The 23607-nt window shown below is 40.4% G+C and carries 28 protein-coding genes; 18 read left to right on the top strand and 10 right to left on the bottom strand.

All coding sequences use genetic code 11. The features are described from left to right. Nucleotides 1–10: 10 nt before the first annotated feature. The gene (locus HVN35_04485) at nt 11–1939 is read right to left on the bottom strand and encodes an NAD-binding protein (GenBank protein ID NYB51800.1); all 1929 of its coding nucleotides are present in this window, start codon (nt 1937–1939) and stop codon (nt 11–13) included. Nucleotides 1940–2074: 135 nt separating this feature from the next. Here HVN35_04485 and HVN35_04490 point away from each other — a divergent pair, with 135 nt between their 5' ends. Next, entirely contained in the window at nt 2075–3544 is a 1470-nt protein-coding gene (locus HVN35_04490) for an NAD(P)H-hydrate dehydratase (protein NYB51801.1), read from the top strand. Between the two features lie 298 nt (nt 3545–3842). Here the strand turns inward: HVN35_04490 and mcrA are convergent, their stop codons facing one another. The 9 genes from mcrA to HVN35_04535 all read right to left on the bottom strand — a co-directional run bounded on the left by mcrA (nt 3843) and on the right by HVN35_04535 (nt 12335). Then, on the bottom strand, nt 3843–5495 hold the full coding sequence (gene mcrA, locus HVN35_04495; GenBank protein ID NYB51802.1) for a coenzyme-B sulfoethylthiotransferase subunit alpha: 1653 nt from the start codon (nt 5493–5495) through the stop codon (nt 3843–3845). Next, on the bottom strand, nt 5492–6292 hold the full coding sequence (gene mcrG, locus HVN35_04500) for a coenzyme-B sulfoethylthiotransferase subunit gamma (protein ID NYB51803.1): 801 nt from the start codon (nt 6290–6292) through the stop codon (nt 5492–5494). Before mcrG ends, mcrA begins: the two co-directional genes overlap by 4 nt. Before the next feature lie 2 nt (nt 6293–6294). Beyond that, nucleotides 6295–6783 carry a methyl-coenzyme M reductase operon protein D gene (mcrD, locus tag HVN35_04505; protein ID NYB51804.1) on the bottom strand — a complete coding sequence of 163 codons (489 nt, stop codon included), beginning with the start codon at nt 6781–6783 and terminating at the stop codon, nt 6295–6297. A gap of 18 nt (nt 6784–6801) precedes the next feature. Continuing rightward, the gene (gene mcrB / locus HVN35_04510; GenBank protein NYB51805.1) at nt 6802–8133 is read right to left on the bottom strand and encodes a coenzyme-B sulfoethylthiotransferase subunit beta; all 1332 of its coding nucleotides are present in this window, start codon (nt 8131–8133) and stop codon (nt 6802–6804) included. A 587-nt stretch (nt 8134–8720) separates the two neighbouring features. Then, nucleotides 8721–9455: a TetR/AcrR family transcriptional regulator gene (locus tag HVN35_04515; GenBank protein ID NYB51806.1), complete on the bottom strand. Its 735-nt coding sequence runs from the start codon at nt 9453–9455 to the stop codon at nt 8721–8723. A 237-nt stretch (nt 9456–9692) separates the two neighbouring features. Then, complete coding sequence (locus HVN35_04520; GenBank protein ID NYB51807.1) at nt 9693–9953, bottom strand: pro-sigmaK processing inhibitor BofA family protein; 261 nt, start codon at nt 9951–9953, stop codon at nt 9693–9695. Between the two features lie 78 nt (nt 9954–10031). Next, complete coding sequence (locus HVN35_04525; protein ID NYB51808.1) at nt 10032–11210, bottom strand: argininosuccinate synthase; 1179 nt, start codon at nt 11208–11210, stop codon at nt 10032–10034. Between the two features lie 214 nt (nt 11211–11424). Beyond that, entirely contained in the window at nt 11425–12003 is a 579-nt protein-coding gene (locus tag HVN35_04530) for a DUF4405 domain-containing protein (GenBank protein ID NYB51809.1), read from the bottom strand. Beyond that, a complete protein-coding gene (locus HVN35_04535) occupies nt 12000–12335 on the bottom strand; it encodes a hypothetical protein (protein NYB51810.1) in 336 nt (111 codons plus the stop codon). The genes HVN35_04530 and HVN35_04535 overlap by 4 nt, the downstream gene beginning before the upstream one ends. Before the next feature lie 235 nt (nt 12336–12570). Here HVN35_04535 and HVN35_04540 point away from each other — a divergent pair, with 235 nt between their 5' ends. The 17 genes from HVN35_04540 to HVN35_04620 all read left to right on the top strand — a co-directional run bounded on the left by HVN35_04540 (nt 12571) and on the right by HVN35_04620 (nt 23600). Beyond that, the gene (locus HVN35_04540; protein ID NYB51811.1) at nt 12571–13311 is read left to right on the top strand and encodes a SagB/ThcOx family dehydrogenase; all 741 of its coding nucleotides are present in this window, start codon (nt 12571–12573) and stop codon (nt 13309–13311) included. 149 nt (nt 13312–13460) lie between these two features. Continuing rightward, on the top strand, nt 13461–14177 hold the full coding sequence (locus tag HVN35_04545; protein NYB51812.1) for a succinylglutamate desuccinylase/aspartoacylase family protein: 717 nt from the start codon (nt 13461–13463) through the stop codon (nt 14175–14177). 249 nt (nt 14178–14426) lie between these two features. Then, nucleotides 14427–15152, top strand: a complete 726-nt coding sequence (locus tag HVN35_04550) for a metal-dependent hydrolase (protein NYB51813.1) — start codon at nt 14427–14429, stop codon at nt 15150–15152. A 301-nt stretch (nt 15153–15453) separates the two neighbouring features. Then, entirely contained in the window at nt 15454–15765 is a 312-nt protein-coding gene (locus HVN35_04555) for a monovalent cation/H+ antiporter subunit E (protein ID NYB51814.1), read from the top strand. Continuing rightward, nucleotides 15762–16031 (top strand): hypothetical protein, encoded by a 270-nt coding sequence (locus HVN35_04560; GenBank protein NYB51815.1) that lies wholly within the window; start codon nt 15762–15764, stop codon nt 16029–16031. Before HVN35_04555 ends, HVN35_04560 begins: the two co-directional genes overlap by 4 nt. Next, nucleotides 16024–16299 carry a cation:proton antiporter gene (locus HVN35_04565; GenBank protein NYB51816.1) on the top strand — a complete coding sequence of 92 codons (276 nt, stop codon included), beginning with the start codon at nt 16024–16026 and terminating at the stop codon, nt 16297–16299. Before HVN35_04560 ends, HVN35_04565 begins: the two co-directional genes overlap by 8 nt. Next, complete coding sequence (locus HVN35_04570) at nt 16292–16525, top strand: DUF4040 domain-containing protein (GenBank protein ID NYB51817.1); 234 nt, start codon at nt 16292–16294, stop codon at nt 16523–16525. Before HVN35_04565 ends, HVN35_04570 begins: the two co-directional genes overlap by 8 nt. Nucleotide 16526: 1 nt before the next feature. Continuing rightward, the gene (locus HVN35_04575; GenBank protein ID NYB51818.1) at nt 16527–16889 is read left to right on the top strand and encodes a cation:proton antiporter subunit C; all 363 of its coding nucleotides are present in this window, start codon (nt 16527–16529) and stop codon (nt 16887–16889) included. A 66-nt stretch (nt 16890–16955) separates the two neighbouring features. Further along, entirely contained in the window at nt 16956–18461 is a 1506-nt protein-coding gene (gene ehbF, locus HVN35_04580) for an energy conserving hydrogenase EhbF (protein ID NYB51819.1), read from the top strand. Then, a complete protein-coding gene (locus HVN35_04585; GenBank protein ID NYB51820.1) occupies nt 18458–18793 on the top strand; it encodes an energy-converting hydrogenase B subunit G, EhbG in 336 nt (111 codons plus the stop codon). The genes ehbF and HVN35_04585 overlap by 4 nt, the downstream gene beginning before the upstream one ends. Continuing rightward, a complete protein-coding gene (locus HVN35_04590) occupies nt 18786–19064 on the top strand; it encodes an EhbH (GenBank protein NYB51821.1) in 279 nt (92 codons plus the stop codon). The genes HVN35_04585 and HVN35_04590 overlap by 8 nt, the downstream gene beginning before the upstream one ends. Nucleotide 19065: 1 nt before the next feature. Continuing rightward, nucleotides 19066–19560, top strand: coding sequence for a cation:proton antiporter (locus tag HVN35_04595; GenBank protein ID NYB51822.1), 495 nt, complete (start codon nt 19066–19068; stop codon nt 19558–19560). A gap of 2 nt (nt 19561–19562) precedes the next feature. Further along, on the top strand, nt 19563–19838 hold the full coding sequence (locus tag HVN35_04600; GenBank protein NYB51823.1) for an energy-converting hydrogenase B subunit J: 276 nt from the start codon (nt 19563–19565) through the stop codon (nt 19836–19838). A gap of 118 nt (nt 19839–19956) precedes the next feature. Beyond that, nucleotides 19957–21318: a 4Fe-4S binding protein gene (locus HVN35_04605; protein ID NYB51824.1), complete on the top strand. Its 1362-nt coding sequence runs from the start codon at nt 19957–19959 to the stop codon at nt 21316–21318. Next, entirely contained in the window at nt 21315–21800 is a 486-nt protein-coding gene (locus HVN35_04610; GenBank protein ID NYB51825.1) for a 4Fe-4S binding protein, read from the top strand. Before HVN35_04605 ends, HVN35_04610 begins: the two co-directional genes overlap by 4 nt. A gap of 102 nt (nt 21801–21902) precedes the next feature. After that, on the top strand, nt 21903–22349 hold the full coding sequence (locus HVN35_04615; protein ID NYB51826.1) for an NADH-quinone oxidoreductase subunit B family protein: 447 nt from the start codon (nt 21903–21905) through the stop codon (nt 22347–22349). Nucleotides 22350–22472: 123 nt separating this feature from the next. Further along, complete coding sequence (locus HVN35_04620; protein NYB51827.1) at nt 22473–23600, top strand: nickel-dependent hydrogenase large subunit; 1128 nt, start codon at nt 22473–22475, stop codon at nt 23598–23600. The last annotated feature ends 7 nt before the right edge of the window (nt 23601–23607 follow it).

Below are 23607 nucleotides of genomic sequence, written 5' to 3' on the forward strand. Positions count from 1 at the left end.
TCGTGGTTTGTTATTCTACACAAAAACCAGCAGGCTCCGCACTTTCTATTATATTCCATATCTCTTTCTCAGATAAATCAACTCCTAAAAGTAAACCCGCTTTATCCAGTGCTTTTATAATCTTTTTAATAGTTTTAACATCTGTTGCAGAAACAGTGTGCGAATGTATATTCCGTGAAATTTGTGATAAAGTATCCAATGATCTCCTGGCATCCGGCTTTCTGTACTCCTCTTCACATCTTTTAAGGTCTTCATAATCTTTTAAATATAGTTTACGGGTTACAACTTGCTCTAAACCTGGAAGATAGTGTTTTGAATCCAGTATACGCCCTCCATTTTTAATAATAATGTTTTTATCGTCAGTGGCACCAGGCTCATGTCGCAGTAATAGTTCACTAACTCTACCGTATTCCTTTATCTTCTGAAATATCTCATCTTGACTGAGATTAACTCCCAATAGGAATCCTTTCTCCTTTAGCTCTTTTTCCAAACGTCCCAAACTTTTAGTGTCGGGTCCTGTAATCCTATGGGAGTGTATACCTCCACCAGAAAGCGTGTAAAGCCTTTCCAGAGTTTCCATCCGTATTGAGTCTGCTTCCAACTTTTTAAGGAATCTTTCCATTTCATGAGCATCTTTAAGTCCAACTTTTCTTTTCAGAGGTTCGTGGAAGCCGGGTAAATAGTATTCTATGTCTTCCAGGGTACAGCCATGTTTTAAGATGATTTCTGCTTCTTCACGGATATCCTGGACGTCGTGGCTTTCTGTGATTTTAATCTCTGGTTTGATGACCACTTCCACTAATCTACCGTACTTGCGTGCCACTTCTTTGATTTCTTCCTCATTAAGGTCCACACCCAAAAGCAATCCTTCTTTTTTAAGCTCATCTGCCACTTTTTCCAGGGTCTCCTTATCTGGTCCTGATATCCAGTGGGAGTGAATACCACTTACTGATTCATATATGCGTTCTAAGGATTTTTTCCGTTTGGGGTCTGTTTCCAGACTATTTAAAAACCGATCCAGTTGATCAATCTCTGTGATACCAATTTTTCTGGCCAGCGGCTCTCTGAATTCAGGAAGATGATACTCAATGTTTTCCAGGGTGCAGCCGTGTTTGAGAATGATTTCTGATTCTTTACGAATATCTCCCACCTCGTGCATCATGGTGATCTTCATAATGGTGGGTTGTATGGCTGCAAAGTAGATATCTTCTGCCCCACTGCTTTCAGGTGAAATTACTTTATTAGCTCCTGAACGGAATAATCGTTTGATATTCACCTTTTTACTGGCCCTGGTGACTATCCAGATTTCGGGATGTATTTCCCGAGCAGTGAGGGTGATGAAGAGATTGTCCACATCTTCACCAGTGGTGATGATAACTCCCCTAGCTCTTTCAATACCAGCTTCAATCATTACCTTTTCATCAGTGGCATCACCAGGAATGGCCAGAACATTTGGATCTTCCCAGAGTTCTTTTTCCACGATTTTGGTATCTTTTTCAATTACTATGACCGGGTAATTTCTTTTCAAAAGCTCTTTATGAACAGCGCTACCTACTCTTCCATAGCCACAGAGGACGAAATGGTTCTTAGCGGCTCTAATATGTCTCCTATGCCTCGCTCCAGAGGTAATATCTTCTACAGTCATGGAAACCACCATAATAATTAAAGTAAAAGCGTAAGCAATCAAACTAGCCCCTCCCAAAACCAGGGTAATCACAAAAAATTTTTGTAACGGACTCTGAGGGCTTATATCACCATAACCCACAGTTGCTGTGGTGATAACAGTGAAATAAATTGAGTTAATAATGTCAAGGCGCATGATCAGGAGCGATCCGATTATTCCATAAGTTAACAATCCTACCACTGCAATAATAGGATATTTAATCACCGAAAACGGAATTACAGGAACAGTAGGTAAGGAAGTTCTGGGACTCTGCAAATCATCACCATGAGGCTAGCATTTATTTCCATACTATCGTTTTTCATATATTCTATCAAATAAGGAAAATGTTCGGTAAACATTGGGGGGGCATGGTTAAATATCATCTTTCTTATAATTATAAGTAGTGATATCATGACTCCTAAGGATATGGTGGTTGCTGATGCCAATGCTGATGCCATGGGCATTCCACGAACTTCTCTAATGGAAAACGCAGGAAGATGTCTGGCCCGAAGAATCACTCAGACTAGGGACCCCTGCAAAGTTTCCATATATGCGGGTAATGGTGGAAACGGTGGGGATGGATTTGTAGCAGCCAGATATCTCTTGAATAAAGGGTTTGAAGTTGAGGTGTTCCTTTTATCTGAACCTTCCCTTATCAAATCCAGGGAAGCACTATTGAACTGGAAAGTACTGGAAGAAATCAGTAAAGGAACCAGCCCACTAACGCTTGAAATTATTAGAGACTCATCCAACCTCCATGAAACTCATTCGGAAGTTGTTATAGATGCACTATTAGGTACTGGGGTTTCTGGAGATCTTCGAGAACCAATATCCACGGCAGTTGACATTATAAATCAATCTGAAGGGTTTATAGTTGCGGTAGATGTTCCCACAGGTGTTGATCCTGGATCAGGAATGGTCAACCACAAGGCAGTGCGTGCTGATGTAACCGTAACCTTCCATAAGGTCAAAGTTGGACTCAACATTGCCAGTGTGGAATATGTAGGGAGCATAGAGGTTTGTGATATAGGAATACCCCGGGAAGCAGAACTATTCACCGGGCCAGGAGACTTGTTAAGAATAAGCAAAAGAGATGAAACATCCCATAAGGGACAGAATGGTAAAGTTTTAATAATTGGGGGTAGCAAGGAATATTCCGGTGCACCAGCCCTGGCTGCAATGTCGGCACTTGCCGCCGGCGCAGATCTGGCTGTTGTAGCTTGCCCACAACATTTATCACCAGTTATCAGATCCTACTCGCCTGATTTGATAGTTCACGGGTTATCGAATGATTTTATTAATCCAAAAGATACTGATGAATTGCTGAAACTATCAGAAAACTTTGATTCAGTAGTATTGGGTTGTGGAATAGGGAGAGAAGATGAAACCTCCTTAGCAGTTAATGATCTGGCAGTTGAAATTGAAAAACCACTGTTGATGGATGCTGATGCACTTAAACTGGTCGGACCTGGTGTTCTACCGCGAAGAATTCATGAAACTGTAATCACACCTCATAAGGGTGAGTTTAAGGAATTTTCAGGATTAAACATTCCAGCAGATCTAAAAAACAGGATAAATGTAGTTAAAGAGGTTTCAAGAGAGTCCGAAACAACCATTATTTTGAAGGGAAATGTGGATATAATAGCCTGTGATGATAATTTAAAATTAAATAAGACTGGCAACCCTGGAATGACTGTTGGTGGCACTGGTGATTGTCTGGCTGGTTTAATTGGGGCTTTAATTGCAAGAGGGCATGATTGTTTTGAAGCCACTTATCTTGGAGCTTATATCAATGGAAAAGCTGGCGACCTTGCTCTTGAAGAATACGGTTACAATTTCACGGCTACAGATCTTTTGAAGTTCATTCCCAAGGCATTTTAATGACCAATGGTAAATTTCATTTCGAATCAATTTTTTATTTGGTTCTATGGTTTTGCAATAGAAACATGGTTAACTGAATTATCCTGATTATTATAACCCCCATTTGCTGTTATCAACGCGGGTTAGTACATAATGTTGGATTTGAGAAATTACTAAAAAATCAGATATTAAATTATTAAATCTCGGTGATTATTTTTTTGTAACAATAAATGAGTATAAAAAACTGGTTTAAACTGGTTTAAAAAAAGAAGTTATGTGGATAATAAATCCACATTTGTCTCAATTTTTGGGTTGAATTTTATTTAGCTGGGATGATTAAGTCCCTTTCTCCGCCAGGCACGAATTCCCGTAGTGCACCTTTTGCTATGGACTTCCTTGGATTTTTGAAGTCGAAGGCCAAGTTATCATCAGCAAAGGCAACTTTTATCAGCGGGTTCGCGCAGAATGCGTCCCCCCTTGCTGCGTGTGGAGCCTGGGCAATACCAGCGTATTCTGGCTGGTGTCCCACGTTCATGGCGTAGTTGGGGTAGTTAGGACCGCGTAGTTCGTGGATCAAACCTTCATCACTTCTGATGGAGAGAGAGTTGGATGCTCCGCACTGGTCCTGCAGGTCGTAACCATAGAAACCGAGCCGGCTGTGGGCTTCTTTGTGGAGGATCTGGCTTAAGTACCATCCGTTGATCCCGGCATTGGAATTTCCAGTGGCAAAGGCCACGGAACATCCAGCAGCAGCAGAAACAACAGCGGCCCTCTGGGATCCTCCGAAGTGGTCTTCCAGGAGTGCAGGATACTCGTACTGTTCCAGTCCATACATGGTAACTTCTGCTGCTATGTCGTGGACCACTTCATTGGTGGCTTTGGTTCCGCAGATACCATATTTGTCATCTACGTATTCCATTCCGTAGTAAACAAAGTCGTCCAGGATGTCGTCAGTGTAAGCTGCAGTTGCGTACTGGGTGAAACCTACTCCACCAGACATGTAAGAACCGAGCCAGATCTGGTCGTATATGGTGGCTGCTGCTCCAATAACCTCCAGGGATATTTTGGCAGGATCATCAGATATTCGGGAAGTCTGAATCATGTCAGCCATTATACCAAAGGAAATACCTCCAGGCTCATTTGGTCCTCTTGCTCTTCTAGCTGGGAGGATACTTCCCATTTCTATAACGTCTGCGTGTTTAGCAGCGTATGAGAAATCAGCTATGGCTGCTTCCCCTGCACAGAGTTTGTAGGCTGCGATGAAACTCATACCGATCTGCATGGCAGACCATCGGGACACAGTTCCCCCATCACAGACTCGTACCACCAGAGAAGGAACTCGGCTGATCTGGTAGGTTTTACTGCCAATGTATTCTTTGAGCATTTCAGCCTGTTCTTCTGGGAATTGTTTGTTGATATCGATTAGGAACCGGGGATCCAGTTCATCAGCCAGGTTGTCATCACCGGTGAATAGTTTGGCGTAACAGTCTCCTACCAGACCAGGGTGTACCTCTACCATGTGTTCCTGAACCACTGCACCACCAGGTAGTGCATGGTTGATGGTTTCCATGTACTCGTTGATGGTTTCTGGTGTAACTTCCACACCTAAACGTTTTTGTAGAACAGAATGAGCAGTGTCCATACCCACAATGATGGTTCGTTTAATATCGTCGTTGAGTTGCTGGATAGCTGCGTTGTTACAGAAGTGCAGGTCATCTCCTTCCACGTAAGTGTCGGTACCAGAAACTTTATAGGCCATCAATTTCCGCTGGCCCAGTGGTACTCCCACATCGGGGTTGTAGAATGGAATGCCCCTTTCTTTTTCAATTTTTTTGGAGAATTCATCGAATTCCCTTTTTCGGGGGGACTGTTTCCAGCCTCCGAAACAGTAAAAATCAGTGTGAGTTTGTTTGGGATCTTCATCAAACTTGTGTTTCAAAGCTTTTAAGAAGAGCTTTTTTTCGTTGTTCATTTACCATCACCCAGTTTTGCTTTTAAATCATCTTTGAAAACTTCTAAACCAAATCCACCATCAGTTCGGGTTTGATGAATGGTTAAAACTGCTTCGATAGCTTCTTTATCTTCTCTCATACCTATGTTGTCACTGCGGTAGATGGTGGTGATTTCTTTCAAGTATTCATCATCCAGTGGTTCTCCCACATCCACAGGTGTGTCCAGTGGTCTTCCTACCTGATCTTTCACATAGGATATTCTACCGGTTTCTTCGTTGTAAACGTATCTCTGCAGTGCATCGAACATAAGTCCGTTTTCATCCAGTCTTAGGGAGTGACCGTGTACAGTTGCGCCTCTTAGACCACTTTTTGCCGGGTCAAAGAATTCGGTTTCCAATAATTCCTTTGAAATTTTTTCCAGATCCAGTTCTCGGATTTCAATAACCTGCCTTCCAGATAGGGTTCCGGTGTCCACTCCTCTGTACCTTGACATGTAGGTTCGTGCACGGTCATAAGGGTGTGCAGGAGCGTTGTACATTGAATCTGCAAATTGGATGTATCTGGTTCTGCCACCTTCTTTTGCTCCTGGTATGGGTTCTACCAGATCTTTCATCATGTCTTCTTCGAAATCCATCTCTTCCAGTGGAGGATGCACAGTTTTGTAGCCTTCTCCAGGATTTCTGTGACCTAAAACACTTACAATATCTTCATCATTAATATCTCTAATTTTTTTCATCTCAAAATCAGGATCCAAATGGTTCCTACGGTTTTGAGCTATTTTTGTTTCTCCAGGGGTGTACTGGGGTTTGTATGACATTTTCAATCACCTATTAACTTCACAGTTTCTTTGGAATTTGCCTTGGGATCTACTATTCCTCTAAGGCTGGGATCTACATTTTCTTCAATACCATAGCCTACTTTCAAATAATCTGATACAGTAGTCTTTGTTCTGGTGAAAATACCTGCTCTTAAATCAAAACCGAAATTTAAGGTTTTTTCAAGAATGGATTTAGTTTTTTCCATAAATTCTTCCAGTTTTTCATGTTTTATGGTGACTACTATTTCTCCAACAGAAACTAAAAGTTCAACTTCTTTTCCTTTGACAGTTATGGTCTTTCTATCAGGATGGTTTACACTGGTTCCCCTTGCAGGGCCGTATGCCACAACTTTGGGTAGGGATTCTCCGTTCACCAGGAATCTTAACACTCCCTCCAGCTCCAGTAACTCATTGAGGATTTTCTCAGTGGTTTCTGGTTTCAGGCGCCTGTGAGGAAATATCTTCACATCAATGGCCTTGATTTGTTCCATCTTGATCACCTGAACAGACTAAATCTTGTCTTTTATTTCACGAGCTCCATCAGCTATGTACTTAAGAGGCTCTTTGAAATATTCAATGTCGCTGTATATGGTTCCCACCAATCCAGATGTTGCTTCTGGTGAAAACATCTGTGTTCCAGCGTCCATACACATTGCTGCCGCTGTACATGGCACTGCGAATCCTTTACTGTGCCGGGTTACAACGTGGTTTCCGTGGAAGATACCTGGACCTCCTCCTCCGTAGATGGAGTGAGAGAAGAAGCTCATTCCCACACCGGTTCCTTCTACACGGCCGTAGTCTACACCAGGGAGACTGGTTTCAAATTCAAGTATGTCGTTGTAGTAGAGTAGGGTGGATGCAACTCCCTGGGCTGCTCGGGAAGCCCCGATATTCACGATAACGGAACTTACAAGTCCAGCTGCTGCGTATGCATTCCATAATGCCCAGTCAACTGGTTCGTAGATTTTGTATCCTGATGGCATGGTCTTAGCCACTTTTATAACTCCATCATCAACTGCTCTTTCAACTAAAGAAGTAACAACTGTACCTACGGTTCCTTTACCATTTTCTTTTACCAGGTCAAATACTAGGTTGTTGGCGTTTAGACCCTGGTAAGCTAATCCTAAAAGGTGGAATCTTTCAAATGCACCTACAGCATCACCCATTTCGAAGTTAGCTGTTTGTTCTAAAAGTGAGGATAATGCTACAGCGTTTAAAGTGTTTTTCTTGGTCATGGCTACCACATGGTTGGCCATTATGTTTCTCAAACCGTAGCCCATACCTTCCAGTAACTGTGGTGGGCCCAGTAAAGCACTGACATTAGCACCTGAAAAATCAACAGACTGGGGGTATTTACCCAAAACAGCAGTTTTAACAGCTGAAGCTTCAAATTTGTCCACATTAAAGGTATCAATAATAGCTTGCACAACTGCTGATCCAGTAACCATGGTGGAAACTGTGTAATCTCCAGCCATTTTCAGTCTCTGGGATGGTAATTGAACCAGTAACTGTTCTCCTTTGTTAATGAGCTTGAGGTTGAAATCGTCTTCATCATTAACCCGGATCATCTTCTCAATTTTTGCTGCAATAACATCAACGTTTTCTACAATGGGTAGCTTTAGTTCCCTACCTGGAATAAAATTAGATTTACCGCCGTAAGCTGCTTTTTCCAGTGATTTTTCAATTCCGGATAAGTTAACTGCAACGGACCGTTTGACTTCTTGCACAATATTCTCTATTGTGGGATTCAACATTGGACTTACCGCTTCTAGTGGGACATCGCCCTCTAAAAGCTTCCCATCTGCGCCATATAGGTCTATTTTGTCTTCATAGGTTGGCATAACATTTACACCTCTTTAATTTTTTAAGGGGGGGTTGAAGAAGAGACTGGCAAAGGTCTCTCTTCGAATCTGTAGGGGGAACGTGATTGATGATCCAGACTTTTTTCATTCATTTTCATTTTTCATTAATTTTTCATTCTTCCAGTCTAGACCGATGGTGAATATGTAACCATAAGTGATAATATTACTTTAAGTGATAAAATAACCTATAATAATTTAATGACTATTGGTTAGTTAGTAACCAGTAGTAGAACACTTATAATTGTTTCGATCTGATTTTTTTGCAAAACATTATAAGGGTACATTTTAAAAAACACCAAAAAATCAAAAAAAGAATTAAAAAAACAAGAAAATTTATTTAATTGTTTAATGGCATTAATTTTCAGATTAAATCGATTAAAATCAACCACGAGGCTATTATTAGCATATCATTAATAAAAAAATGAGAAATAGTAGTTTAAATATATTTAAAAGGTCTTGAGAAATCACGGCTGAATTTTAACCTTGAAAGTAAGTGATAATTAAAGCGTCAATATCTGATTCTTTTCCATATGGATTTTCCATATGCATGCCACTTAACTTCATGGCTATTGTTTATTATTATAATTCATTATCATGTGGCGTATTAAATCTTCAACATCGTTTACAAACTTGTCATGGTCGATCCCTCGGCTTTCCAGGATTTTTTCATGATCCGGAGGAATATCTGACATTCGTTTGGAAATAGATGATAGCAAAACGGCTGCTTCAATTGGATCTACATCGGAGCGTATGGTTCCATCATCGATACCGGTTTGAATGGAGTTACACATGATAGAGAACCTTTCTGATCGCAATTCCATGATCTTATTTAGATATTGGTTAGCGACCTGTTCTTCCTGTGAGGTTGAGGGGCTAGGAGGGCATTTATTGATCTGGCTGACTACACAGTTAAGATACTCATTATTCATTATTCTTTTAATATCAAATCTACCTGATTGGAAATAGGTATATAGTCGTATGTAATCTCTGTAATTTTTGGTGAATTCATAATAAGCCTTACGAAAAGCAGAGACTTTTTCAATTCCCTTTTCTGCATTTTCAACTTCTTCTTTAATTTTTGAATTCAAAATCAATGTTCCACGCAGAACAATGGCAAAAAAAAGTTCTTCTTTGTTGGCAAAGTAAAGATAAAGAGTTGCTTTGCTCAGTTCAACTTCCTGGGCGATGTCATTCATGGAAACTTCATCATAGCCCCTGGCAAAGAATAATTTTTCAGCGGCATTAATAATGTCATTCCGCCTTTGTTCTTTTTCTCTTTCCCTTCGATCTTTAATGGACATTGCCTCAACTCCTAATTGCTTAACATGTAACATCAGTTATTATAGTTCTAAGGTTTTATTATTTTATTGAATTTAGGCTTGCAAAAAAATAAGAAGAAATTTCAAATAAGAAAATGATTGGAATTAAAATAAAATAACACTTCAAAAAAAAAACACTTCAAAAAATCTAATTAAAAAAATCGAATAGAATAAAAAAAGAAGCTCAACCAGTATATATCTAAATTAGCATATTTCTAATTAATAAAAGCCCATTGCTTTGGCCAAAATAAGCACGCCCACTCCAACTATTCCTCCAAAACCTGCAACCAGTAAGGTTAAAATGTTGATGGGGATCTTGAAAAATGGGAGTATGTTCCAGATGAAAAGAAGCACCCATCCCAGTATCATGTGCACCAGGATGCTTAGGGCAATTTTCCCCAGTTTCAAGAGCAGTCCAACTCCTAAAACTCCCAATACCAGTAGGATAATGCCCAGGATCACCATGGTCAGGATTTCCATAATCCGGTTCCTCTCATCTGAACTATTTAATTGTAATGTCTGTTTTTAATAATCCAATAGGGATAAACTACTCTTTGACTATTTCCTACGGCAAATATCCTGATAACAGGCCGCCTGGATCCCATAATTCTTGACCATACCTGCCATTTCCCGCTGATCCATCTCTTTATCTTCAAACGAAACAGCTTCTTCCTGATACAGGCTGAATGGTGATTGTCTTCCCAGAATGCGCATGCTACCTTTATGCAGTTTCAAACGCACTGTTCCAGAAACACGTCCCTGCATGTTGTCTATGAGCTGATCCAGGTCTTCACGGAGTGGCTCATGCCACAATCCATTGTAAACCAGTTCAGAGTAAGTTTGGGATACAATCTCTGAGAACTTCAACTCATCCCGGGTTAAAACCAGCTGTTCCAGTGCCTGGTGGGCATTAATTAAAAGTACAGCTCCTGGAGTTTCATAGTTCTCCCTAGATTTTAGGCCGATTATTCGGTCTTCCATTATGTCCACCCGGCCAATTCCATGCAATCCTGCAATTTCATTAGATTTTTTGATGATGTCCAGGGGACCAAGGAGTTCTCCGTTAATTTCAGTGGGAACACCTTCTTCAAAGGATATTTCAATAATTTCAGCTTCATCAGGCGCATCCTCAGTAGAACGTGTCCAGCTAAAGGCTTCTTCAGGAGTTTCCACCATGGGATCCTCCAGTATATCTCCTTCTATGGAACGTCCCCACAAGTTCTCGTCTATACTGTAAAGCTTATCTGAAGGTAAGGGGATTCCATGAGACTCTGCATAGCTAACTTCTTCTGTTCTGGTTAGGTTCAAATCCCTTATGGGGGCTATAACCTCACAATCTGAGAATGATCTGATAATGGACTCGAAACGGAACTGATCATTGCCCTTTCCAGTACAACCATGAGCAATTGCTTCAGCACCAACTTTATCAGCCAGTTCAACGATTTTAATGGCTATAAGAGGTCTGGCAAGCGCAGTTGAGAGGGGATAACCTTCATAAACAGCATTTGCTTTAATGGCCCGGAAGATAAATTCACTTGCGAACTCATCTTTGGCATCAATGGTGTAATGTTCAAGACCCATTTGCCTTGATAAATTTGCAGGTCTTGTAATTTCATCGTCTGGCTGCCCAACATCAACACAGGCAGTTATAACTTGCTTATTATATTTTTCTTCGAGTAATTTTATGCATACTGAGGTGTCCAGCCCACCGCTGAACGCTAGAACCACTTTTTCCATATTTAAATCTCCTTGATCCTTTTTTAGGTTATTATGTAAGAATAAATATTACTAAAACTATGATGCTAGGCTATAAAAAAACTTTATGATATTCAATTTCTCTTTGGAAACATATTTTTAACTTACTTTTATCTTGCCATAAAGAGTTAAACTAGTGAAAACTCTCATTAGATGTTCATTAAATGCTTTAACATAAAAAGTAATGTTTTTTGTTTTAAAAAATCTTTTTCAGCTGTTTCCAGTATAGGTGGAAGTGGAATAGTGTGCTGAAGGCCATTATAATGGCAAATTCAGCATGCCAGAAATCTATGGTTAAGTTCCAGGAAGATTGAATCCCATAGTTGATGAAGATCACCATTAACAGACCAGTTACTCCAGTAACCAGGAAACTCAGGATAAGGATAATATTCCAGATTTTATAATAAATCCTTCGTTTAAGGCGTTTTTCCAGGTAAAGAAGGTAGCTAATTAAGTATATGATGGTAAGGGTGGTGGTCAAAGGTAAGAGGTAATAGTTTTCATTGGAGATAGAATGGGCTTTATTAATCTTAGAAAAACTCCTATTGCTTCCATTTTCAACATTTCCTTTGCTGACAATACTTGAACTGGTATTGGTTGATTTAGAGCCGGGTGATTGGGAATGATCACAAATATTGTCATGGTTGGTATCCACATAACGGGGGCATTGACCTGGAAAAGGATCATTTAAAAGTCCATAGGGGCAGTCATTCCAGGCATAAACTGCGATTGGAGTGAGGATGGCTATTAATAGCAAAACATACAATTTTTTCACTTTAACAGCCTCCTTTTTTTCTTACCGGAATTAAGTAGATTATCAGACTTCCAGTAGGAGTGGATATGGAACAGGGCAACCCAGAACATGGCGATTGAAAACTGAACATGCCAGTATAGTAATGCTTGGTTAAGGGGAAGAGCAAAACCATATTCAACAAGGCCTAAAAGCACTAAACCTACTCCTACAGAGATTAAAAAGGTTATGAGGATGAGGATATTCCACAGGCGTATGTGGGTGGATTTTTTCATGTAATTTTTTTGGTAAAGGATGAAACTAACTAAATAAGCTGCTATGAGAGTTATGGATATGGGTATTAAATCATAGGTCATGTTCATCGATATTATTCCAAGTTTATTTTATTTAACATCAGGAACGACTTTGGAGTAATTAAATATATCTAGATATTAAATTTTCTTCAGCATTTTTTTATTCAGTATTATGAATATAATATACTAGTTCGACTTAATAGTTAGACTTTAATTTTCTTAAGAAAATGTTATAATGTATATGTGTTTATAGATGTGTGGTTTTCATATCCACACTCAAACAAAAGAGGTGGGGTTCATGGAAAAGAAGAGTAAGGCGGTCCTCATTGCCATAATTCTGCTTTCAATTTTTTTGGTTTCTTATTTATCCTTTAGTTTTTTCACCAAAAACGGTAATTCAGAGTATTCCTCTAGAGAAGTATTGGGCACTTACAATCTTCCTACAGCAGAAATTTCCACCAGGGTTTCTGTGGATCAGGCCATTAAGAGTCGAAGATCTGTTCGAAGCTTCAGTTCAACTCCCCTCACTTTAAAAGATGTTTCACAACTTTTATGGGCTTCTCAGGGTATAACGGATTCAGAGAGAAAATTCAGGGCTGCTCCGTCCGCAGGTCGTGTTTTTCCCATGGAGATGTACTTGGTTGTCGGTAATAACAGTGTTCAGGGGCTGGGAGCAGGGATATATCATTATAATCCTTTCAACAACACTCTGGAAAAGATTGTGGAAGGAGACCAGCGGTATAATCTGTCACAGGCAGCTCATCAACAGAAATGGGTTAATGATGCACCTATAAGTCTGGTAATTATTGGGAATTATCAGAAAATGAGGGATAAATATCCTGATGAAAGAATCAGCACCAGGTTCGTGGATATGGAAGCGGGGCATATAGGAGAAAATATATATCTGGAAGTGGAATCCCTGGGTCTGGGAACAGTAGCCATTGGTTCATTCTATGATGATCAAATGATAAACCTTCTAAAATTACCCTCCCATGAAACACCTCTTTATATATATCCAGTGGGGTTCCCGGCAGCATAGGATGAATTTTTTAAGGTTTAATATAATAATCAAAATATTATAATCAAATAGATAAAGGAGTCAGCATCAAATACTTATTGAAAATATGTTAATTCAATCAAATGAAGAATTTTAAGGCAGGATAAGCTTATCTAAAACAAGGGTGGATCATGGAATTCAAAATTGAGACTCTTGCCTGGGATACAGGGGGTGACATTACCCTGAATGAAGATTTAATGAGTGAAATATCTCTAAATGATCTGGGGAATCATTTAGTTGATGTTGCTTTAAAGGGAACACCCCTCTTGAAGCTGGGAAAAGGAAGTCCCCGCATTCTCTTATGTGCAGGGATCCATGGAAACGAACTTCCTCCGCAAGTGGCAATTTTCAGACTTTTAATCAGGCTTGAGAATAAGAAAATCAAGGGGACAATTTACATTATACCCATTGCTATTCCTCATGCCACTATGAAAAATTCACGCAGATTCAAGGGATGGGATATGAATCGTAAAACATTTAAGGAAGGATATATCTCCAATACCATCCTCGAAACAGCTAAAGCTGAGAAGATTGAGGCTGCAGCTGACTTCCACTCCACTCAACCTCAAAGTAATCCTGGTGTAGAAAGTGTTTTTTGCTCGAAAAAGCCATGCTATGAGAGTTTTGAAATAGCCTCCCACATAACCAGTGAAACATCTTCTAAGGTCATTTCACAGGAAAAAGCAGGCACTTTATATGGTGGAGCCCTGGAAGATGAGCTTAATATCAATGGAATTCCTGCAGTCACCTGCGAAGTTGTATCCAGAAATGGTATGATTGATTCAGGTAGTGTAGAGAGATCATTACTCCAGATGGAATCTTTTTTGAATTATTTCAACATCATTTAAATCATTAAATACAGTTGAAGACTTTTTAATTTTCCTTGCCAATCTCGTTAATAGAGATAAATTTTCCATTAGATAATTTATATAATCCTAGAATTCCCATTTACCAGTAAATAATGATTATTACCGAGAGTAATCATTACAAAGAATTACAAAGACATATCAATCATGGCATTGTCAATGAGTATATCTTCAGTGATTTAATGAAATATTAACAGTATATGTAATTGAGCATATTTAGTAGGAGATAAAATGCCTTCTTATAAAAAACATATTCTATTTTCAATTATAATGGTTTTACCATTTTTTCCTGAGGTTTATTACCTTGCACTGGCTGTTATTGGTGCTTCAGTAGTGGATCTGGATACCAGCTTCCGTTACCGCAATCTCTTAATCATGGCTTTATCTGGAGGGGTCCTGGCATTTTTATTAGAATTATTTAATATTACTCCATTTCCGGGAATTTTATTAATTAGCATTGCGTTATTCTTCTTTGTAGCCCAGCACAGAGGATTAGTTCATTCCATCCCCGGAGTTTGTTTGGTAGCCTTTTCTCTATCTCTTTTTGTTTTAAGCTTCCAAGGACTTTTATCTGCCTTCAATATGGATTACCGGATTTCAATCTATTTAACTTCCATAATCATAGGAGTCCTAGTGCTTAATAGGGGCTTTTTGATTTTATATGCATTACTCGTTTCATTAGGAATCTTTTTAACTCCAGAAAGAAGTTTCAACTTTTTATACATCTATACGGCACTGTTTGTAGGGTCTTTAAGTCATTTAATACTTGATCTATTCACTGGTAATGGGGTTAAACTTTTTGGACCGATATCAAGTCATAACTATGGTAAAATTGCAGGATTATTTCTTTTAGTCTTATGGGCGATTTTTGTGTTGATTTTTAATTTTTTTCCAGAAACAAATTTTAACTTACCACTAGACGATCTATTTAATTATAATCCATTCAATTTCAAATAAATCAACAAATAATATTCTAATTCTATATTTTGCAGTATAAGTCTTTTTTTTAATTATTAGAAATACTTCATAGTAGCTATAGTTGAAATTAGCTAGTTTTAAATCTTTTTACATCTGGGAGAATTTTTTAGTTATCTTTATATATCATGTTTTATAATGATGAATTGTAATTTATCATGGTCATAATATGGTCAAGATGAAACCCATGAATGGAATAAAGTAGACTAATTAAAGGGTTTGTCATTTAACCATGTTAACTGTTGATGATGTATCTGTATTAAAGATTAAGGGGCTAATTTACATGTTTATAACAAGAATATTCTACGGAATCGCCTATTTTATTGTATTAATATGGGAGATATTTAAGGCCACCATAGATGTTGCTATCAGAACTCTTAATGGCAAGGTAGATCCAGTGGTTGTGGAAATCCCCACGGTCCTGAAAAGGCCAATTTCCCAGACTATTCTGGCTAACAGTATAACCCTCACCCCTGGCACACTTTCCATAGATCTGGACTCTGAAAATCAGGTTTTAAGGGTTGCAATCATAACTCCACGTTCTAAAGAGGAAGTCATACCATTTGAACCATACATTAAAGGGATGTTAGAATGAATCTGTTTGTATTATCTCAATATGTATTAATGGCGGCTTTAGCCATATTCGCCGTGGCCACCATCAGAATTGCCACCCGTAAGACAATCGCCATGGGATTGGTTGGACTTTCTGGGTTTACCATTGCTGTGGCCACCTTCCTGATACTGTTAAATAACCTTTATGGCATTGCCTTTTGTCGAGATATAGCAATTGCACTACTAATTATGGATATGGTGGGAACCATAGCTTTCGCCCGAGTTCTAAGGGGGTATGCACGTGGATGATATAATTACCATTATCAAATCAATCATACTGCTGGTCGCAGCTGTTTTAGTAATTTTAACCGCTATTGGAATAATAAGGTACAAGGATGATATGGAAAGAGTGTTATACGCCAGAATACACATTTTGGGTGTTATAGATATTGCTTGCATTGTTTCCTTACTTGTACTGGGAGAACCCCTATTGGCTGGTGTTTACTTTATATTAACCCCCTTTGCATCCCACGCCATAGCAAATGGGTACTATTATGGGGAGGATAAAGATGATTGAATATTTATTCATGCTAACTGCAGTTCTAGGAGCTATCCTTGCTTTGATGCAAAGGGATCTACTCAAATCTGCTATCTTGGTGGGTATCAGTGGAGCTTCCATTGCCATTTTATACCAGTATCTGCTGGCACCTGATGTGGCACTTACCCAAGCCATTGTGGGAGCAGCTATTTTACCAGTTTTCTTTGCACTGGCAGTTTACAAAACACGCAGGATGGAGGAATAAGATGGTCATTGACGTACAAATTGCATCATTATTTACCGCAGTGTCCCTGATTATCATCGGTATTTTTGCCGCAGCATTCCTGGACAATATCATCAAAAAAATAATTGGTCTAGCTTTCATTGGAGATGGGGTTAACCTATTCTTGATTGCCATAGGTTACAAACCCGGTGGAATCGTATACATATACCTACCAGGCATGGCAGCAGAATGGTTCTCACAAAACGCAGCTTATCCCCTTCCCTTTGCCATGGTTTTAACCAGCATTGTCATCGGAGCCAGTACCATGGCGGTGATGCTGGGAATCATCATTGTACTCTACAAAAAGCGCGGATCCTTAAGCGCGAAGGAGATTCTGGGAGAGTAATCAAATGTCACTTTACAATTTCAATGAAATCAATAATATGCCTTGCAATGCAACCGGGGGGATATTATGAACATCCTTATACCCCTGATGGTTATTGTTCCCATACTATGTGCCCTGTTTTTAAACCTTTTACATAAAAAGGATCGCACAGTAAAGACTATAGCCATCATTTTAGCCTTAATATTACCTTCATTACCAATTATAGCCAATTATGGTTTTCATTACTTTGGTGGATACGCACCTCTCATTGAAAATCCATCCTTATCCAGTAACCTACCCTCAATCATCACCGGAACTGTTTTAAACACTTTCCACCCTGCCATCACCTATTCCTTCCAGAGTGCACAGAAAATATTCGTATTCATACTGGGATTGGTGGGACTTCTGGCTGTATTCACATCTCTATTTGAAACCCGCCGACCATCTGGAGTTTATGGATACATGATGTTCATGGGAATCGCCGCAGTAACTGCTGTACTTTTAACCGATGACATATTCAATCTCTATGTCTTCTTTGAAATCGCAGCCTTGGCCACGGTGGGAATAGTATTGGTATCCAATATAAAGGGCAACTATGAAACTGCCCTTAAATACATGATACTGGGAGGCATAGCCGCACCATTACTACTACTGGGAATAGCACTGCTTCTGGGAGTAACTGGGAATGTAAACATAACAGATATCATATATTCAATGAAAAACGGGCTGGTAAATCCGCAGAACCCGGTTTTATTAATGGCCTGTGGTTTAATAGTATTCGGATGGTTATACGGTTCGGGTCTTCCCCCATTCCACACCATCAAATCAGCTATTTACAGCAAAGCACTCCCCAGTGGAGCAGCACTCATCCAAGCCTTCTCTGTATTCACCTTCATTGCCCTGGGAATCATAATCCTGAGGATATTCTCCTACCTACCATTCTCCCAATGGGTTATACTGGGAGCATCCCTTCTGGCCATGATACTGGGAATCACCATGGCCCTGGTCCAGACAGACATCAAAAGGATGATAGGCTTCCTGGCAGTAGGAGAACTAGGATACATAGGCTTGGGCCTGGGCCTGGGCACTGCAATGGGAATAACCGCCGGACTCTTCCAGGCAGTTAACGAAGCAATAATCACGGCTTTCCTATTCATAGGTTTCGGCACAGTATTGTATCAGACCAGAGTGAGTGACACCCGTAAACTGGGTGGAATGATGGTTAGAAATCCACTGGTGGCTCTTCTGGTATTACTGGCAGGATTTGCCATGGCAGGAGTGCCTCCCCTTAACGCATTCCAGAGTAAACTAATGCTAATCCATGCATCCATCAATACAGGTCTTCCTGAGTTAGCAGTGATAATGATTCTCTTAAGCATCGTTACCTTCATGACCTTTATGAAAGCATTCCACGCAGTTTTCCTACGTCCGGAACCTGCAGATCTGGAAATAAAAAGTGAAAACATACCTAAAGCTACCATAATAGCCATGCTGGTGTTCCTGGTGGTCTGTATCCTGTTTGGTCTGTTCCCACAAGTGGTAACCAGCTACCTACAACCACTGGCAACCGGATTAGCAGGGGGTGTAGTATGAACCTCTATGACTTGATAGTGAATAAAATCAAATCTATCCAGGGAAAAGACGATGAATCCCCGGTAACTAACATATCCACATCGTCCATGCTCACAGCAGAGATAACCCTGATTTCATGTGTCCTGGTGGCACTGGTCATGCTCCGTCATGTTAGTAGGATCCTCATGATAGTCGCAGTCCTGGTGGTTCTATTCGCAGCTTTAACAGCCATGCCCCTCATGCCGCGCTTTAAAAAAGAACAAAACGATTCACTGGTAGCTATGATGTTTTATGTCATACTGGCATTGGCAATAGTAATTACCCTATTTTACTGGGGGAATTTAAATGTCTAATGGAACAAGAAATCTTATAATGGGATTTTCTCTCTTCGTATTTGCAGTGACAATCTTCCAATCCACATACCAATTCAAACAGATGATATATCCAGGTATAAGTTATATCTACAACTACGTAGGTCCTAAAATAGCCCCTAATATGGTAACCATAGTGGTATTCGATTGGAGGGGCTATGATACTCTGGGTGAGGCCCTGATCCTGGTCACTGCAGTTGTTGCAGTTCTACTGGTATTTGGACGGGGAAGAGTCCAACTGGGAGGTAAATAACATGAGCACCATACTCAAAATATTCGTATTCCCCGCAGCCATGATCATCATGTGCCTGGGTATCCTTACTATACTGGGTGGACACATCACCCCTGGAGGAGGATTCCAGGGTGGGGCAATGATTGCAGCCGCATTAATATTCTGCCTTATAGTTTACGGACTTAAAGACAGTCCATTACATCTATCCCACGATTTCCTGGCTGGAGTAGAAAGTGTCGGTGCTTTACTATTTGTTTTCCTGGGAATAGCTGGATTGGTATTCTCTGGATACTACTTGTACAACCTGGGTGTGGATATATACCACCTAGTCCCGGTGGCAATAAAAAACATATTCGACTATCCCGACCCCACTCATGCGGGAATTTTACCCTATCTAAATTTTGCAGTGGGATTAAAGGTTATGGTAGGTTTAAGTGCAGTAGTAATAGCATTCATGGGATTTAAAGAGTATAAAGATGAATCCGATGGAAAACTTCCTGAAGAGGAGGTTGAATAATGATAACCTTATATTTAGGCCCCCTTGTCTTGGGATTAATACTGGGATTGGTACTGGGAAGCCGAATCAGAGATGTTCCTGAAAGTGGATTAAAATTCGGTGCATCTGTATACCTTTTGTTCATCATAGTTGCCTTTATAATGGCTTACCAACTGGGTCCTTTTCCCTACTACAATGACACCCCCTTTGCCAGTGGTTTTATTGCCGCAGCAGTGGGTATTATTCTCGGTAAACTAATATTTGGAAGGGGAAACAAACCTCAAAAAATGGAGGAATGAAACTAAAATTAATAATCACTACCTAAATGGATCACAATACGTTTGACTTAACAATTTAATCCAAAATTTAATCCAGAGATGACTTAAAAACTCAAAATCAACTTGGAAGGTATAACTCATGTTTCTAACAACAAACAAATGCAAAGGCATTGGAGAATGCATCCAAGAATGCCCTACAGGGGCTATTCGCCTTATAGATGGCAAAGCCTTCAGTTGCATAACATGTGGTGCTTGCATGGAAGCATGCCCCAACCGGGCCATATTCCGCAACAAATACGGGGGGTTCGTGGTAGACCGGGCTAAATGTAATGCATGTGGAGTTTGCGAGCTCACATGTCCCGTTAATAACATCACCATAGAGGAGGGTGTTGTTAAAGGCATATGCTCCAGATGTGGTATTTGCGTTCCAGCATGCCCGGAAAAGGCCAGAATCGACGCTTATGATGTTATTGAAGACAGACAGCTTAAATTCCTGGAATCCCTCAATCTCACAGTTCAACCTCCCATGAGGTCAAAAAAGGAGGAAGAAATTGTAGAAAGAACCAGCCTGGTCACTGATAACCAAAAATGTACCCTTTGCCGACGATGTGAATATTACTGTCCCACAGAAGCCATAATGGTGGATGTTAAACCCCAGGGTAAATGCACAGAATGCAGGGTATGTGAGGATGCGTGCCCAGTGGGGGCCATAGAAAACTGCACCATAGATCCAGAAAAATGTACCCTTTGCCTCAAATGCCTGGAAGAATGTCCCAACCAGGCCATTTACGTGGATGACTTCCAGGTTAAGATCCGTAAACTGGAAGAAGATGAAAAAATCCAAGGAAAAATCATATCCTGTCTGAACTGTGGCTTGTGTGCCGATGCATGTGAAGGCGGAGCACTTAAAATGATCAACGGCCACCTGCGCTATGATCCCACCCTATGTGAAGGATGTAAAACTACAGCATGTATAGATGCCTGTCCAGTGGGAACCCTCCGACTTTCAGAAGACACTGAAAGGAAAATTAAAGGATTCTGTGTTTCATGTGGTAGATGCGTTAAAGCCTGTGATGTTAATGAAGCTCGCAGCTTCCGAAATGTGACCTGGGATGGATCAGTCACAGAAGACTGTATCTCATGTGGAATATGCTCAGAAATATGTCCCAAAGAGGCAATCACCTTACGCAGGGGAACCATAGAAGTGGACACCAATAAATGTGTTTTATGCGAAAAATGTGCCATCCACTGCCCTGTAGATGCAATACCTACCACCACCATGCGTAAAAAAACCATCAAGGAAGGATTCGCCTTTGTGATGGAAAAAATGTGCATGAACTGTAAATTATGCACAAAGATTTGTCCTGAGGAAGCCATTAAAGAGGATGAAAATGGTAAAATAGTGGTGGATGATTCCAAATGCATATACTGTGGAGGCTGCAAGAATGCATGCCCAGCCAGGGCCATACTGTTTGAAAGGGAATTCGAGGTGGAACCATGACCAACATACTCCTCATATTCTTGGAAGGTGCATTCACCAACCTCAAAAGAATCTTATTTGCCAGCGACCGGGTTACAGACATGGAAGTACGAAGCATGATCCTGGAGGGCCGGGTTACACCCACACCCAAGGTTGCTGAAGTTTCTTGCATTGGATGCGGAGGTTGCAGTAATGCCTGCCCCACGGGAGCCATAGAAATGGTGGATCTGGATGAACCAGAGGAACTTCTGGAAGGACTAACCAAAACCCAACTACCAGTTCTCAACAGTGAAAAATGCGTCAATTGTTACTACTGCCACGACTTCTGCCCATTATACGCATTATTCGGAGAAGCAGGAACCATACATCCCAATGATGTGGGTGAAGTGGAATCAGATATATCTGAACTTCTGGAAAAACCTGTAAAAATATCAGAAGATAAAATAGCATTTATATCCCAGTTTTTAGCTGATAATACTATCATAAGAAAGCGAAGAGAATAAAATGCCACATCAAAAATATGTTAATATAATAAAATTTACAACCAAATCCTTTGAACTTAATCAAAAGTATATAATAACAAAAAAATCTTTAAGAGGAATCATATGAGCCTGAAATCATATTCACGGGGCCGAGCAGTACATGTGATGTTAGTGTACACTGGCGGATGCAATGGCTGTGACATAGAGATAGTAAACTGCATATTATCCCCCAAATTTGATGCAGAGCAATACAAGGTATTTCTAACCTGGAACCCCCGGGAAGCTGATGTTCTGGTAGTAACTGGACCAGTCACTAAACACAATGAACAGCCCCTAAGGGAAATATATAAAGCTATACCTGAACCTAAAGCCGTGGTTGCAGCTGGTGCCTGTGCATTAATGGGTGGAGTTTATAAAAACTGTCATGGTGACATACCCTCCGAAGAAATAGCCGGACCAGTGGATCAGATCATACCAGTGGATGCCAAGGTCCCAGGGTGTGCTGTACGACCACAGGACATAGTAGCTGGGCTGGTATCTGCATTACCCCTACTGTTAAATGCTGAATAGAACATTATGGATTATAAAACCTAAAACCAAACCTAAAACCTTAAATTCAATTAATTGATAAAAAAGAGGCAAATTAACGAGCAAGTCACATAAAGCTCAATAAGATTATGAAGGTGTAATATAATGGACGATAACCAAAAAAACCGGACGGTTATAGAGGCAGAAGTTCCAATGGGAACTGTACATCCAGCTGCCCTTGAACCATACCGGCTAAGACTATTTGTAGAGGATGAAATCGTCCGCGATGCGGAGATGACTGTAGGCGTAAACCACAGGGGAGTGGAGCGAATCATGGAAGGTTTGCCTGTGGAGAAAGCTAACAGTCTGACTGAAAAGATCTGTGGAATCTGTTCAAACAGTCACATCTGGAACTCCTGCCGGGTAGCAGAAAAAGCCCTGGAAATAGAGGTGCCAGAAAGGGCAATATACATCAGGGTTATAATGGAAGAATTAGAACGACTTCACAGCCACTTACTCTACTTGGCCCATGGAAGCGAAGTACTGGGTCATGAAACATTTTCAATGCGTCTTTTCTATATCAGGGAGACTGTGATGGACTTACTGGGAATGATCGGAGGGAACCGGGTTCAGTATGGTTCAGCAGTATTAGGGGGAGTTAGACCCCGGTGTGAACTTGATGATAAGCGCATCCAAAAAATAACACAGGGAATGGATCTCCTTGAGGAGAAAATAACGGCGTTTGCCGATCGTTTTGTATCCGACCCCATGGTAATGAGTAGAATAACAGGAGTGGGAGTAATCAGCCAGAAAGATGCCCTTAAATGGGCCTGTTCAGGACCCACCCTGCGAGCTACTGGAGTTAAATCTGACCTTAGAACAGAAATGTTTGAATATGATCCTTTTGATTTTGATATAATCACTCAGGACGACGGAGATGTTAAGTCACAACTTCTTATGAGGGTTTTCGAGAACTTTGAGGCCATAAAAATCATACGACAAGCTGTAAGGGACCTTCCAGACGGCCCTATTACCAATCGTAGCTGGGAGATGCAGGACACGCCTCTGACCAAAAGTTACATTGAAGTTCCGAGGGGAACCCTTTACCATTCCTATGCCCTGGAAGATGGCAGGGTTAGGAACTGTGTTATCCGAACACCATCCATGGCTAATATTGGAGCCATGCAGCATGCCTGTATAGGTCATCATATAACCGATGCCCAGCTTTCTGTGGTGCAATGTGACCCCTGTTTCACCTGCACTGACCGGGCAATTGAGATCATCAAGTTATGAGGAGAAA

The organism is Methanobacteriaceae archaeon (assembly GCA_013403005.1).
In the GTDB taxonomy this organism is placed as follows: Archaea; Methanobacteriota; Methanobacteria; order Methanobacteriales; family Methanobacteriaceae; genus Methanobacterium.

Excerpts from the sequence above, each read along its gene's own strand:
- HVN35_04490 (NYB51801.1), top strand. The coding sequence starts at position 2,075 with ATGACTCCTAAGGATATGGTGGTTGCTGATGCCAATGCTGATGCCATG.
- mcrA (NYB51802.1), bottom strand. The coding sequence starts at position 5,495 with ATGAACAACGAAAAAAAGCTCTTCTTAAAAGCTTTGAAACACAAGTTT.
- mcrG (NYB51803.1), bottom strand. The coding sequence starts at position 6,292 with ATGTCATACAAACCCCAGTACACCCCTGGAGAAACAAAAATAGCTCAA.
- mcrD (NYB51804.1), bottom strand. The coding sequence starts at position 6,783 with ATGGAACAAATCAAGGCCATTGATGTGAAGATATTTCCTCACAGGCGC.
- mcrB (NYB51805.1), bottom strand. The coding sequence starts at position 8,133 with ATGCCAACCTATGAAGACAAAATAGACCTATATGGCGCAGATGGGAAG.
- HVN35_04515 (NYB51806.1), bottom strand. The coding sequence starts at position 9,455 with ATGTCCATTAAAGATCGAAGGGAAAGAGAAAAAGAACAAAGGCGGAAT.
- HVN35_04520 (NYB51807.1), bottom strand. The coding sequence starts at position 9,953 with ATGGAAATCCTGACCATGGTGATCCTGGGCATTATCCTACTGGTATTG.
- HVN35_04525 (NYB51808.1), bottom strand. The coding sequence starts at position 11,210 with ATGGAAAAAGTGGTTCTAGCGTTCAGCGGTGGGCTGGACACCTCAGTA.
- HVN35_04535 (NYB51810.1), bottom strand. The coding sequence starts at position 12,335 with ATGACCTATGATTTAATACCCATATCCATAACTCTCATAGCAGCTTAT.
- HVN35_04540 (NYB51811.1), top strand. The coding sequence starts at position 12,571 with ATGGAAAAGAAGAGTAAGGCGGTCCTCATTGCCATAATTCTGCTTTCA.
- HVN35_04545 (NYB51812.1), top strand. The coding sequence starts at position 13,461 with ATGGAATTCAAAATTGAGACTCTTGCCTGGGATACAGGGGGTGACATT.
- HVN35_04550 (NYB51813.1), top strand. The coding sequence starts at position 14,427 with ATGCCTTCTTATAAAAAACATATTCTATTTTCAATTATAATGGTTTTA.
- HVN35_04555 (NYB51814.1), top strand. The coding sequence starts at position 15,454 with ATGTTTATAACAAGAATATTCTACGGAATCGCCTATTTTATTGTATTA.
- HVN35_04560 (NYB51815.1), top strand. The coding sequence starts at position 15,762 with ATGAATCTGTTTGTATTATCTCAATATGTATTAATGGCGGCTTTAGCC.
- HVN35_04570 (NYB51817.1), top strand. The coding sequence starts at position 16,292 with ATGATTGAATATTTATTCATGCTAACTGCAGTTCTAGGAGCTATCCTT.
- HVN35_04575 (NYB51818.1), top strand. The coding sequence starts at position 16,527 with ATGGTCATTGACGTACAAATTGCATCATTATTTACCGCAGTGTCCCTG.
- ehbF (NYB51819.1), top strand. The coding sequence starts at position 16,956 with ATGAACATCCTTATACCCCTGATGGTTATTGTTCCCATACTATGTGCC.
- HVN35_04585 (NYB51820.1), top strand. The coding sequence starts at position 18,458 with ATGAACCTCTATGACTTGATAGTGAATAAAATCAAATCTATCCAGGGA.
- HVN35_04590 (NYB51821.1), top strand. The coding sequence starts at position 18,786 with ATGTCTAATGGAACAAGAAATCTTATAATGGGATTTTCTCTCTTCGTA.
- HVN35_04595 (NYB51822.1), top strand. The coding sequence starts at position 19,066 with ATGAGCACCATACTCAAAATATTCGTATTCCCCGCAGCCATGATCATC.
- HVN35_04605 (NYB51824.1), top strand. The coding sequence starts at position 19,957 with ATGTTTCTAACAACAAACAAATGCAAAGGCATTGGAGAATGCATCCAA.
- HVN35_04610 (NYB51825.1), top strand. The coding sequence starts at position 21,315 with ATGACCAACATACTCCTCATATTCTTGGAAGGTGCATTCACCAACCTC.
- HVN35_04615 (NYB51826.1), top strand. The coding sequence starts at position 21,903 with ATGAGCCTGAAATCATATTCACGGGGCCGAGCAGTACATGTGATGTTA.
- HVN35_04620 (NYB51827.1), top strand. The coding sequence starts at position 22,473 with ATGGACGATAACCAAAAAAACCGGACGGTTATAGAGGCAGAAGTTCCA.